General features: G+C 56.9%; 11 protein-coding genes. 8 read left to right on the forward strand and 3 right to left on the reverse strand.

Annotated features, from left to right (window positions below):
• Positions 1 to 11: 11 nt before the first annotated feature.
• Genes FAA97_RS20680 through FAA97_RS20710 form a run of 7 tightly spaced genes read left to right on the forward strand, consistent with a single transcriptional unit; the run spans position 12 to position 4,840 of the window.
• A complete protein-coding gene (locus FAA97_RS20680) occupies positions 12 to 527 on the forward strand; it encodes a hypothetical protein (protein ID WP_062553577.1) in 516 nt (171 codons plus the stop codon).
• A complete protein-coding gene (gene phnG / locus FAA97_RS20685; RefSeq protein WP_062553578.1) occupies positions 502 to 981 on the forward strand; it encodes a phosphonate C-P lyase system protein PhnG in 480 nt (159 codons plus the stop codon). The genes FAA97_RS20680 and phnG overlap by 26 nt, the downstream gene beginning before the upstream one ends.
• Complete coding sequence (gene phnH / locus FAA97_RS20690) at positions 978 to 1,553, forward strand: phosphonate C-P lyase system protein PhnH (RefSeq protein WP_136600474.1); 576 nt, start codon at positions 978 to 980, stop codon at positions 1,551 to 1,553. The genes phnG and phnH overlap by 4 nt, the downstream gene beginning before the upstream one ends.
• A complete protein-coding gene (locus FAA97_RS20695) occupies positions 1,537 to 2,598 on the forward strand; it encodes a carbon-phosphorus lyase complex subunit PhnI (RefSeq protein ID WP_136600475.1) in 1,062 nt (353 codons plus the stop codon). Before phnH ends, FAA97_RS20695 begins: the two co-directional genes overlap by 17 nt.
• Positions 2,591 to 3,436, forward strand: coding sequence for an alpha-D-ribose 1-methylphosphonate 5-phosphate C-P-lyase PhnJ (locus tag FAA97_RS20700; RefSeq protein ID WP_062553581.1), 846 nt, complete (start codon positions 2,591 to 2,593; stop codon positions 3,434 to 3,436). Before FAA97_RS20695 ends, FAA97_RS20700 begins: the two co-directional genes overlap by 8 nt.
• Positions 3,363 to 4,193 carry an ATP-binding cassette domain-containing protein gene (locus FAA97_RS20705; RefSeq protein ID WP_234889411.1) on the forward strand — a complete coding sequence of 277 codons (831 nt, stop codon included), beginning with the start codon at positions 3,363 to 3,365 and terminating at the stop codon, positions 4,191 to 4,193. The genes FAA97_RS20700 and FAA97_RS20705 overlap by 74 nt, the downstream gene beginning before the upstream one ends.
• Positions 4,194 to 4,201: 8 nt before the next feature.
• Positions 4,202 to 4,840, forward strand: coding sequence for an ATP-binding cassette domain-containing protein (locus FAA97_RS20710; protein WP_062553583.1), 639 nt, complete (start codon positions 4,202 to 4,204; stop codon positions 4,838 to 4,840).
• A gap of 184 nt (positions 4,841 to 5,024) precedes the next feature.
• Here the strand turns inward: FAA97_RS20710 and FAA97_RS20715 are convergent, their stop codons facing one another.
• From FAA97_RS20715 to FAA97_RS20725, 3 genes are read right to left on the reverse strand one after another with little or no spacing between them, the layout of a single operon-like run.
• A complete protein-coding gene (locus FAA97_RS20715; protein WP_136600476.1) occupies positions 5,025 to 6,245 on the reverse strand; it encodes an MFS transporter in 1,221 nt (406 codons plus the stop codon).
• Positions 6,242 to 7,474, reverse strand: coding sequence for an ATP-grasp domain-containing protein (locus FAA97_RS20720; protein ID WP_136600477.1), 1,233 nt, complete (start codon positions 7,472 to 7,474; stop codon positions 6,242 to 6,244). The genes FAA97_RS20715 and FAA97_RS20720 overlap by 4 nt, the downstream gene beginning before the upstream one ends.
• Positions 7,475 to 7,501: 27 nt before the next feature.
• Positions 7,502 to 9,361, reverse strand: a complete 1,860-nt coding sequence (locus tag FAA97_RS20725; protein WP_168801072.1) for an FAD/NAD(P)-binding protein — start codon at positions 9,359 to 9,361, stop codon at positions 7,502 to 7,504.
• A gap of 111 nt (positions 9,362 to 9,472) precedes the next feature.
• On the opposite strand from FAA97_RS20725, the gene FAA97_RS20730 reads away from it, so the two are divergent.
• Positions 9,473 to 10,687 carry a citrate synthase family protein gene (locus tag FAA97_RS20730; protein ID WP_136600479.1) on the forward strand — a complete coding sequence of 405 codons (1,215 nt, stop codon included), beginning with the start codon at positions 9,473 to 9,475 and terminating at the stop codon, positions 10,685 to 10,687.
• Positions 10,688 to 10,961 lie beyond the last annotated feature (274 nt).

Below are 10,961 nucleotides of genomic sequence, written 5' to 3' on the forward strand. Positions count from 1 at the left end.
AGGAGCCTACATTGGACACGATTACCTATCTTGAGAATGGCGAAGCCTTCACCGTGAGCTTTGCCGAACTCCTCAAATACCATGGTCCCGGTTTTCCCGGTGGCGTTGCGCACGGCCTCAAGGTCATGCAGCGGGCGTTTCCGCTACTGGATGAAGGACGTCCCGTCGAACGGCGTGAAATCCGTATCGATACGGCGTTTCCGGGTCCTGGTGGACGTGATGCCTTCGAATTTGTTACCAGAGGGCTGACCGACGGTCGGTACGTGGTCGACCGTTCGCTGGGTTGGGACGGCATCGAGGAAAGCCCGAAGGGACGGTATTATTTCCGTTTTACATACCGCGGTACGGTAGTCGAGGTTACGATCCGCCCAGGTCATGTGCGGCCCGAATTCCTTGAGCTTGCTCGCAAGGAAAATCGCACCGCCGACGATGAAGTGCGCCTTGCCGCACTGAAGCGCGAAATGGGCGATCGCCTCGTTCCGCTCGCTCCGGAAGATGTTTATGACGCCAAAGTCAGCCGCGCCTGATCCCGATTGCGTCCAAAGCGAGCGTCGCCATTGGATGGGCGTGCTCGCCCGCGCGCCCATTGATCTGCTGCGGGCATCTTTTGAAGACTGTCCGCAGTGCGCTGATGTACGTCGGCTTGTGGGGCCAGAGATTGGTCTGATCCAGCTGCGTGCGAAAACACCCGTGACGAAAACCGCATTTCATCTCGGCGAAGCGACCGTATCGCGCTGCGTTGTAGAGCTGGCCGGTCGGCGGGGTTATGGCGTGGTCCTGGGCAGCGATCTTGAAAGGGCTGAGCTTGTGGCGGTTTTCGATGCGCTGCTCCAGGATCCTCAGATGTATGGCGAACTCAGGCCGAAATTGCTGCAGCCGGCCGAGTCCGCCATCTCGGTGAGCCGGCAGCGCCGGGCAAATACGGCTCAAGCGACAGCGGCACATTTTTTCACCGCCGCGCGAGGGGGTAAAACGCCGTGAAAATTGCGATCGATCAGCGTGGACCCCAGAACGCTTACGAAGACCGAAAGGCCTATCGAAACCTCCTTCAGGCATTCGCCTATCCTGGTAAGATGATGACTTTGCGCGCAGGACAGCTCGCTAATTCCGTTGTCCTCGAAACGCTCGCGGATGAGACGACGCCGGTCTGGATTGATGAAGGCTTCGCCGAAATCAAGGCGAATGCGACCAAGGCACAGTTGCCGAGTGCGAGTCGGGTAAACTGTGTTTTCGCACTCTGTAGCGGAGAACGCTTTAACGGGTTCGATGGCTTTCCCGTCGGAACGCTTGTCGACCCGCACCTTTCCACGACCATGCTCATAGAAGTCGTTTCACTCACCGGTGGTGAGCCATGGCGGCTTGCCGGCCCGGGAGTAGGGCCAAACGGCGCTAGCCTGGCGCCGATTGGATTGCCGAAAATGTTTCCTGCCGCATGGGCGCAGAATAACGCGCTCTACCCGCTCGGAATCGATGTGATCTTTACGGCGGGTGAACTGTGCGCATGTCTCCCCCGAAGCGTCAGATTGGAGATCGCCGATGTATGTGCCGGCTAAGGGGGGAGAAGTTGCCATTACCAGGAGCCTCGAAGCCTTGGCGCGTGCCCGGCGTGGCGATCCCGATGTGCCGGAATTGACCGTCGCCCAGATAAGGGAGCAGATGCGGGGTGCAGTGGACCGGGTGATGACGGAAGGCGCCCTTTACGATCGAGACCTCGCGGCTCTCGCTCTGAAGCAGGCGCAAGGCGATCTGTCGGAGGCGACCTTCCTATTGCGGGCTCACCGCGCCACGCTTCGGCGCATGGGCCATTGCGAGCCCATAGAATTCACGGATATTTGCCTCGATCGGCATATCTCCGCGACCACGAAAGAGCTCGCCGGCGGCCAGATCCTTGGAGCGACCTACGACTACACCCACCGGCTCCTCGATTTTTCCTTGATGGGGGCGCGCCCCTGCGCTGGTCGCTCGGTGGTTGACGAGGAGCTGCAGGTTGAAAGCGGTTTCGACCAAGAACCCGCCGTGCTAAGACCGCATACATCTTCCTATCACGATTTGCTTGTTCCCCCAGACTGCGAGCCGAGCGGGAACCGGGATCATGAACCAGTTGACATCACGCGGGTCCCGATCCGCCCGCCTTACGGACCATCTGAGACGCTCGGCCATTTGGTTCGTGGAGAAGAGGGGTTTCTGACTGGTATTGCATATACGCGGCTGCGCACTGCCGGCGCGTCCCATCCCTATGTGGAAGAGCTGTCGGCAGGTCAGGTTGAGATCCTGGTCGAGCTGGAGGATCTGGGGCTTACCGTTTCGATCGGGGATATAGACATCACTATCTGCCGTATGGTGGCGCCGGCTCTGGACGGCAAGCAATCCCATCTCTCGCCAGGCTTCGGTGTTGCGTTCGGGACGAACGAGAGGAAAGCTGTCGCTATGGCCACCGTGGATCAGGCACTGAAAGCAGGGCTTGATCCTGAGCTGGTGCTTTCCCATAGCGACGGCGTGGAAGCAGCCGGCTACGTATCGCACCTTAAATTGCCTCACTATTCCGACTTTCAATCCGATCTGGAGCTGATCCGGCGTGCGAGGTCTACGCATGAATGAAACGTTCGGCTACCTCGATGAGGACAGCAAAAGATCTGTGAGACGAACAATCCTGAAGGCCCTGGCCATCCCGGGCTATCAGGTGCCGTTCGTCGCACCGGAAATGCCGATAGCCTACGGTTGGGGGGTAGGGGGCATGGTGGTCACGGCAAGCCTGATCAATGAGGAGGACTTGCTGAAGGTTACCGACCATGGCTCAGACGACACGGTGAATGCGGTCAACATTCGGTCCTTCTTCACGAGGACGGCTTTCGTAACCACCACGACCCGCACGCCTGAGGCAACACTCATACAGGTCCGCCAGCGTGTCCCCGAGGCAAAGCTCCAGGAGGGGCAGATCGTCGTTTATCAGGTGCCGAGACCAGACCCTTTGCGCGCCTTCGTCAACTCGGCCAAGGAGGCCTCTCGCATGCACGCACACGCGGATTACGGCCGTGTGTACGCTCGGCTGTTCGAGGAAAGAACCGGTAGTCGTGGTGCAGTCCAGCCAGGGTATGACTACCCGGTTATGGTCGAAGGGCGATATTTGATGTCTCCGTCACCGATACCGAAGCGAGATAACGCTAGTCTCCACCGTTCGCCGGCAATTCAGATATTCGGCGCGGCCCGAGAGCGTCGGCTCTATGCATTGCCACCCTACACCCATGTCGAAAGCCTTGCATTCGACGATATACCTTTTGACCCCGGCTATCCTGATGACGGACGGCAGTGTGTCATTTGCGGATGCGCAACCAGTCATCTCGACCACCTTCTCCAGAAGGATGATGGGACAAGCGAATGGGTATGCTCCGATACCGAATGTTGCGAACAAAGATCAAAGGAGGTTGCCGGTGCTTAGGCTACCTTCTCCCGTCCTGACGCTTGGTCGCGTTTCATATGATAGGCGGATTGCGCCGGACACGTCGTTCGTCCTCTATCCTGGAGAGGTGCTTTGTCTCGTCGGGAAATCCGGAGCGGGAAAGTCGACGCTGCTGCGCATGGCGGGCGGGCTTTTGCGTCCGCACGAGGGGAGGGTGCTACACCAATCCGCCGATGGCCCGATCTCGATCTATGAGCTTCCCGAGCAGGCTTTGGTTTCACAGCGACGTCGGAACGTCGGGATAGTCGCTCAGAATGCTCGTGACACCCTCGATATGGCACAAAGTGCCGCCGCGAACATCGTTCAGCCTCTGTTCGACAATGGCGAGCGCAATTTTGGCCGAGCGATGGCGTCAGCGCAGCACTGGTTCGCTGCACTCGATCTCGATGTCGCAAGGATGGGCGACCTGCCGAGTTTGTTTTCCGGTGGCATGCAGCAGCGCTTGCAGATTGCGCGAGCGCTGGTCCACGGACCGAAGGTTCTCTGTCTGGACGAGCCGACGACTGGTTTGGATACCTCGGTGCAGGTCCGTCTTCTTTCATTGCTTTCGGGGCTTCAGCGCCAAACGGGCGTCGCCATGTTGCTTGTGACACATGATCTCCGGATTGCCCGGCTGATCGCCCACCGCGTGATCGTGCTCGACGAAGGCAGGATCGTCGAGGAGGCTCCACCAGACCGGCTCATCGCTGATCCTTGTCATCCTGCGGCCCGCGACCTCGTCGCGGCAATGATTTGAGGACGGCTATGGACATCTTGCGTGTCGAGAACCTGGAAAAGGACTACGAAGCACGAGCCGTCGGTCCGGTGAGCTTTAGATTGAGGGCCGGTGAAATAGGATTGATCGTCGGCGGTTCAGGGTCGGGCAAATCAACGGTGCTCGATGTGCTGTATGGGACAAAAAGAGCGAGCCGAGGAAGTGCCTTCTTGTGTGTCGGTGACGGGCAGCGAGATCTCTTCGACATATCGGTCGCGGAACTCGTTTCAATTCGAAGCGTGGCCATTGGTTACTGTACCCAATTTTTGCCGGCGATCCCCGGAAAATTGGCGGCAGACCTCGCAAATGAAGCTGCTTACGCAGAAACAAGTTCGGCCGATATCACCGAGCTGTTGGATCGATTGGCCTTGCCACAACGACTCTGGAACCTGCCGGTGTCTTCATGGTCTGGCGGCGAGAAACAGCGCCTGAACATAGCGCTCGCTGCCCTTCGCAAGCCTGCACTAATCTTGCTCGACGAGCCATTCTCTGCGCTGGATGAAGCACTGCATCCTGTCGTTTGGTCGGTTCTATCGGCGTTGGCTGATGAAGGCTCCGCAATGTTGATTGGGGTCCACAAGGCAAGCTCCTATACAGCAGGAGCAGAAACACTGGTCGCACTTGATTGATCAGGCGTGTCTTGTGAGTTTTCGACGAATTAGCCTGATTTCCGGCAAATGGGGAGCGAGCTCGATCAATTTGGGATCTTGGGCATCGACACGTTGAGAGTCAGGGCGCTGAAGTTTCTATAGGTTCCGGCTCGAAACTACGCGTCGAGGGTTCGATACCGTTCAAGGCGGAGACGATGTCCGCTCAGGCAATCGACAGTCGTTTCAATGCCCAGGCACATATGAGCAACATTGTGGCTGCTGCAACGAATGTGTACGGGACGCCATAAGATGTGGATATCAATCCCCAGGTCCAACTGCCTGACGTGGTGCCACCATACATAGCCATGAGATAGACCGAAATCGCTTTGCCGCGGATCTGGACGGGGAACGTAGCCTGTGCCGTTCCGTTCAGCCCGGAAACAATGAAAGCCCATCCCATTCCCGTTAACACCATGGCGAGCCAGAGCGCGAAGTAGTTCACGTTACAGGCTGCCAGGATTAGCGCAAAGCCTAGAAGTGCGGCAGCAATACGCGTCAGACGGTCTATGCCAACTCTTGCTTTGAGCGAAGGCAGCAGCATGCCTCCAACGATAGCACCGGCTCCAATTGTGCCCATCAAGAGGCCAACGGACGAGGCATTCATGTGCAGCTCGAGCCCAGCGAATGCGGGAAGTAGGCTCCACATGCTGCTTGCGCCAAAGAAAATGAGAAAGGTCCGTACAAGCAGTGCTATGAAGCGCTTGTGTTGCAAGATGTGGCCAAACCCGAGAGACCTGCTCTTTCTGGGCGCCTTCGGTCCTGTGATCGCGTTAGCTGACGTTGAACGCCACCTCCAAAATACGAAGATGAGAGCAAGATACGAAGCTGCGTTCATCCAGAATATCAGGGAAATGGCCGATATCTGAGCGACTAGGCCTGCTAAGGCAGGCCCCAAGGTCCTGGCGAAATTGAAGCTCATGCCGTTCAGAGCTGCAGCGCTGTGTATTTCCGTCGGTTCGACTAAAGAGGATGTTGCCGCTTGCCACGCTGGCATCGTCATGGCCGCGCCGCATCCCAGCAAAAATGTGCCCAACAGAAGTAGGCTTGGAGTCGCCGCTTCCAGGGCTATGATTATGCTGAGGCCGAAGGCGGCAATAGCCATCGCCACGTGCGTGGCGAGAAGATAAGATCGGCGATCAAATCGGTCCGCGAGAATTCCGGCTGGTACAACGAGCAGGAAGATTGGCAGCGTCATCGCGGTTTGGATCAACGCCACCATCTGGGATGAAGAACTTAACTGAACCATCAACCATGCGGCGCCCATGCCCTGCATCCAGGTGCCGAGGTTTGAAATGCCGTTGGCGATCCAAAGCGATCTGAAGCGCTCATTGTACAGAGGCGCCCAAAGCCGGGTGTCAGTTTCCTCCAGAGGGGAGACGCTCATAGTGCCCACATCGTTTTGGAGTTGAACCAGCTATCCAGGTCAAGCGCCCGCGATCTCAGTTCTTCCTCATTCTCGCCGCTAAAGACGAAACTGGCCACTTCGGCATTTGTCATGGATGCGCCGCCGTAACGGCGACCGACGACACCGTAAGGTTTGTAGATGTCGATCCAGTCATGTTCTGCAGCCAAGGGGAGGCTCTCTAGAACACCATGTTTGGGTGGTATGATTATGCGCGCCGTTGGCCGGAAGTCCCTTGCAGCGCGACGTTCTAATGTATCTCCGCCACCTATCGAGGCTTTGACGTATCCCATCTTCATATTTACGCCCGTCGCAATCAGCACTTCCTCGTTGATCACACCACCTCCCAGACGACTGGCCACTTCACAAAGTACAAGTCGATCATCAGGCGTGTGAAAGATTTGAAGATGGAAAATCGATGTCGCGGGGAAAGGAAGAGCTTTCTCCAGCAGGTATCGTGTGAATTCTTCAATCCTTCCGACGAGCGGGTTGCCGGCATCAAGGCTATGAGTGCCGATAGTCTCTCCTCGGATAAATGCGAGGCAGTCCTTCAGATAACGGGCTGCATGAATAACCACTGGGCTGCCGTCAACGTAGAGCCCGTCGACTCTGAACATCTCTCCTTGCACGAACTGCTCGACCGTGTATCGGTGCGTACTGGACGCACCGCTCTCTAGAAAGGAGACCACATCCTGCTCGGTAGAGAGAACCGCGACGCCTGACGAGCCGCGGCCATCGAATGGTTTGACCACGACAGGCAAGCCGTGTGCGGAGATGAATTCTGTAAGGTCGGTGGCACTTGTGATTTCTGCGAAACGGGGAACGTCAACGCCGCGCTCCCAAGCTCTGCGTTTCATCAAGATCTTGTCTCGGAAGAATTGAGCTGCTTCAGGCGTTTGGCCCTGCAGCGCAAGCTTGTTGCGGATCCGAGCGGCGCGGAGCACGTCTGCTTCAGAAAACGCCAACACGCGACTGAATTTCGTTCGAAGATGTAGATCGATCGCTGACGACTCGATCAACTCGCTATGTTCGTAATTGTGAAAGAACTCAGATTGCCGGAATGCCCGAGTGGCAAGCTCTTCAGCGGCTTTGGAAGTTTCAGCATCGGCGATACCAGTGAACAGCACGGCATCACCGCCAGTAGCTTCAAGCCATTCCTCTGGAGTGTTTTGCAGCAGCACCTTTGGAGTACACAAAATAAGTGAGGTCATTGATCGTCTCTTGGGATGGTCTGAGATTTAGGCGGCCGAGAATTGCGGCGTCGTAGGAATGCGTGTTGCATCCCCACGGGCTGACGGCACAGCCGCGGAAAGAGTTTGGGCAGTACGCAGGATGTCTTCCGCGCACTCTTGCGCCTCCTGTAGCGGGGACCTTGCGGCACCAGGCGCGGATAGAACGAACGTGTAGAAGCGAGGCCCCTCGATCGGCGTTCCAAGGGCCCAAATGGGCGATGTAGAGTGTCCATCATGAGATACCAGCCGGTGTTCGGGCGTCACATCAAGTCCGCCAGGTTCGTAGCCACCATTTGTGAATGCTCTCGCCACGCCGGCACGAAGCAGCGCTTCGATGATGCCCCCTTGAAGCGAGACGGCCGGCAGGAGCGGAAGATGTGTGCGGACCAATTTGTCGACTTGGCGCGTGCCAGCCGATCCGTAGATTTTAGTCTTGCCAGATGTTGGAGCTTCCACTGAGAGAGCCCGGCCAAGGCCGACATCCACAATTTCGGCCTCTACAAGTGCCGCCAGTTCTTCAATTTTCTGAAGTGGTGGCCCGACAGCGAGCCGGTTCATTACTGGCACGAAATCCGTAAGGAATGACTGGTGTGATTCCGGCGTAAGCCCGCCATGTTCCACGACATGTCGTAGAATGGGTCGGATGTCGCGCAGCACGTCACAAGCTGCCTTGATTGGGCTGTCAATGTTACCCACGCGAGCCTCGTCAACATCGTCACGCATTTTCTCGATCAGCCACTGGCGGTAACGGGTGCCGTCGACCATTACATCTTGCGGCGCTGGTGCCATAAGTGATGCAAGATCCCAACGAGATTCAGTGGGTAGTGCAGCTAGAATGGCCCGTACCTCCGCAGACTTTGGGCCTCCCGAGAGATAGGATACGACAAATCTCTCTGCTCTTTCAGCGCACATGGTCCTGCGGATAAGCGTGCTATAATACATCAACTCCATCTCAGAGTTGACCAGCGGTAAAACCTCACGAGCGAAGTCGAGTTTTCGTTGAGCTCTAGAGCCTCCACCGTATGGATCTCGAAGGCGATCAGTTGCCTGTGTCGTCGTAAAAAAGGGCTGATAGTCCCAATTTAGTGGCTTTTGATTGCGTGCTCGTGCGAGCAGAGGCACGCCGCTTCGCGAGAAGCAGACGAGTTTAGGTTCGCGACCAGATGGTCGGTACCTTAATCTCCCGCCCTCGCGTGTAAACTGGCCTCCGCGACCAACTGTTGCCGCTGTGATCGTATCAAGCGCGGTCAATCCCATGCCCTCGATGCCGATTTGATCAGTGCTGCCCAGCCGGTCCATCATTCGATCGACGGGGTGAGCGGGAGCATGAGCGGATCTCGGTGAACGACCGGGGGCCCCACACGACGAGTGGCCCGTAGTGATGGCAAGCCCGTTAACTTCGACACGCAGGCCATTGATGCCGAGGATGTGATATTTGTGCCGGTCAAGCACGCGGATGTCAGTAACCTCCTGCTGATGAAGAGTGACGCTGACGCTGTCGGGTAGGTTCCGAACGATGTATTCGAAAGCCCAAGAGAGGTATTTTCCCAGCACCGCTCGTGGAAGATAATCGTTTTCATGCACCAGATGATTGACGCCGTCGCCCTCAGCGACCTCATACTGCCGTGCTCGCGCCCACTCAAACAGGGAGGGAGAGCCAATCGGGCGCGCGATGGTTCGTTTGTTTATCCCAAATGCAGTTATTTGAGAGCAGACTGTGTTAGCGAGAAGATACTCTGGCTGATCGGTTGCATGTACTCCACAACCCGGCTGCCCTGGCTCGAACAGATGAAGTTCAATTGGTTCAAAGTGATCTTGCTGAAGGCTAGACAGTCTCTCCAGCAGAGAAAGGCCACGTGGACCCATTCCTACTATCCCAAGCTTCCAAGGCATCGCGTACCGCCATCTTCTGTGCAACCTGCGGACGATTTCCCATTGATGAATTAGATGGTCAATCTTGATTGATTGAATCAATGTATGGTGCTACTCAAAGGCATGGACGAAGCCGGATACATGACCGCGACGGAGGCGGCGGCGGAGCTCAATGTGAGCGTGGCGACGCTTTATGCCTACGTGAGCCGCGGGATTATCCAGTCGGAGGCTCGAAGTGGCACGCGGGCAAGGCGGTATCGTGCAGCTGACGTTCGCGCTTTAGCCAACAAGCACAAGGTTGCCACAAAGCATGGTGACTCAAGCAAGCTGCTCTCCTTTGGGGCCCCACTGCTGGATTCTGAAATAACATTCACCGATGGACTGAAACTCTATTTCCGCGGGCGCGATGCCTCGCAATTGGCTGCGAACAGTGGGAGTCTTGAATCGGTCGCAGCTTTGATTTGGGGTTGCGATGACGAGCCAAAACTTTCAACCGGCTCAATTGAGCTCCCCCCAGAATATCTTGACCTTGCCGGAACTGTAGATCCTGACTACCCACTCGTTACCTGCCAAGCTCTGCTGCCTCTGATGGGGCAGAGAGACGTTCGCGCGTATGACTTATCACGAGAAGGTGCGTCGCGAGCTGGCTTGAATGTACTGAGACTTGTAACTGCTCTGGTGTCCGGCGTGACGCCGACCACCCGCCCCGTACATGCGGTATTATCGTCTGCCTGGAAAGTCGAAGAACATGATGACCTGTTACGCTCAGCGCTAATCCTCGGAGCAGATCACGAACTGAACGCATCTACGTTCACAGTGAGGGTAGCCGCCTCCGCCGGGGCGCCAATATACCATGCCGCAGCGGCCGGATTGGCGACGCTGCAGGGCGCGAGACATGGCGGGGAAATTGAGAGAACATATCGTTTGCTGCAGGAGATTCTGGACAGCAGACAGAAAGATGCTGAAGTGGTTGCAGGTTGGATGAGGCGAGGTGAGAGTGTCCCGGGCTTCGGCCATCCGCTTTACCCCTCAGGCGATCCCCGAGCGCAAACTCTGTTGGGTCTATTGAACCGCCACCGCAGCTCCCGCGGGGCAGCGGATGTCATCCAGGCGGTGAATACCGCACAGTCAGTCACCGGCAAGCTATTGAATTTCGATGGTGCCTTGGCGGCGCTTTCGCTACACCTTGGTCTGGCCGCGCCCGCAGGTCTTTGTATCCTTGCAATAGGGCGTGTCGTTGGTTGGGTGGGGCATGCAATTGAGCAATACCAGGATCAGCGCCTCATTCGCCCCCGGGCACGATATGTCGGGCTTCGATAGAACGATTGACTTGCTCCTTGGTCTCATTGAACCGCTTGATGGCAGTTCTTGGAATGGAGCCTGCGCGGAGGGCTACACGACTTCCTAAGATGGGCGTCATCTGAGAAAGCACCACTATGTGAGTTGCGTTACCCAGCAGGATGACGAGCCTGAATCCAGTCGAACAGGTCGATGGTTCATATTCTCTCAAGAGCAAGATGGCCGGCAATGCCGCCTCACGCGGGCGCTGCTGAGTTTATAACAGCAGTGTTCCAGGGCAATTTCTGGGTAGCAC

Origin of the sequence: Peteryoungia ipomoeae (assembly GCF_004912165.1) — a bacterium.
Classification (GTDB): domain Bacteria; phylum Pseudomonadota; class Alphaproteobacteria; order Rhizobiales; family Rhizobiaceae; genus Allorhizobium; species Allorhizobium ipomoeae.

Coding starts and splice junctions, on each gene's coding strand:
- phnG (WP_062553578.1), top strand. CDS start 502: ATGACGCCAAAGTCAGCCGCGCCTGATCCCGATTGCGTCCAAAGCGAG.
- FAA97_RS20695 (WP_136600475.1), top strand. CDS start 1,537: ATGTATGTGCCGGCTAAGGGGGGAGAAGTTGCCATTACCAGGAGCCTC.
- FAA97_RS20700 (WP_062553581.1), top strand. CDS start 2,591: ATGAATGAAACGTTCGGCTACCTCGATGAGGACAGCAAAAGATCTGTG.
- FAA97_RS20705 (WP_234889411.1), top strand. CDS start 3,363: ATGGGACAAGCGAATGGGTATGCTCCGATACCGAATGTTGCGAACAAA.
- FAA97_RS20710 (WP_062553583.1), top strand. CDS start 4,202: ATGGACATCTTGCGTGTCGAGAACCTGGAAAAGGACTACGAAGCACGA.
- FAA97_RS20715 (WP_136600476.1), bottom strand. CDS start 6,245: ATGAGCGTCTCCCCTCTGGAGGAAACTGACACCCGGCTTTGGGCGCCT.
- FAA97_RS20720 (WP_136600477.1), bottom strand. CDS start 7,474: ATGACCTCACTTATTTTGTGTACTCCAAAGGTGCTGCTGCAAAACACT.
- FAA97_RS20725 (WP_168801072.1), bottom strand. CDS start 9,361: ATGGGTCCACGTGGCCTTTCTCTGCTGGAGAGACTGTCTAGCCTTCAG.
- FAA97_RS20730 (WP_136600479.1), top strand. CDS start 9,473: ATGGTGCTACTCAAAGGCATGGACGAAGCCGGATACATGACCGCGACG.